This is a genomic window from Agrobacterium sp. MCAB5 (assembly GCF_052114365.1).
Classification (GTDB): Bacteria; Pseudomonadota; Alphaproteobacteria; order Rhizobiales; family Rhizobiaceae; genus Agrobacterium; species Agrobacterium tumefaciens.
In genome coordinates this window covers 1-458 of sequence record NZ_JBFREP010000255.1, presented here as the reverse complement: position 1 = coordinate 458, position 458 = coordinate 1, and the positions used below count along the sequence as shown (strand labels likewise).

The following is a 458-nucleotide window of genomic DNA, read 5'->3' as shown; positions in this document are numbered from 1 at the left end:
GCCATCTCCTCTTCGGTCGGCTCCGCCTCGCCGGCATTGTCGGCGCTGATCGCCGTAGCGGCGGCCGACGCCTCCAGTCGTAACATGATCGGGGCGAAGGATTCATGCCCAGCGAGGCGCCCGGCAAGCTCCAATGCGAAGCTCATGCGATTTCCTCCTCGTCCGCGGTCTCGTCGTCTTCGTCATCTGGAATGTCTTCAGGAGGTAGAAGACCCATTTCATTGTAGAAGTCGCGCCGAAGCTGGTTGATGTCGGGGACCGCGAGAAACGCGACAAAGCACTTCGCGGGGTCTGCGCCGTTTTTCTGTAGATGTTTAAGAGCGGCGCCGCGGAAGCGCTCGAGGTCGGATCCGAGGAGGTCGGCGAAATGATCCTCATGTTTCTCGACGGCCCCTGGACCTACCGGAATTTTGTTCGCGTAATTTTTGGAATCGGAATAGCAGACTACGCCGACATAT

1 protein-coding gene is annotated in these 458 nt (G+C 58.7%); it reads right to left on the bottom strand.

The window, feature by feature from the left end; genetic code table 11:
* Positions 1–142 precede the first annotated feature (142 nt).
* On the bottom strand, positions 143–458 hold a 316-nt coding region (locus AB4Z23_RS28500; protein WP_441361310.1), incomplete at its 5' end, for a hypothetical protein.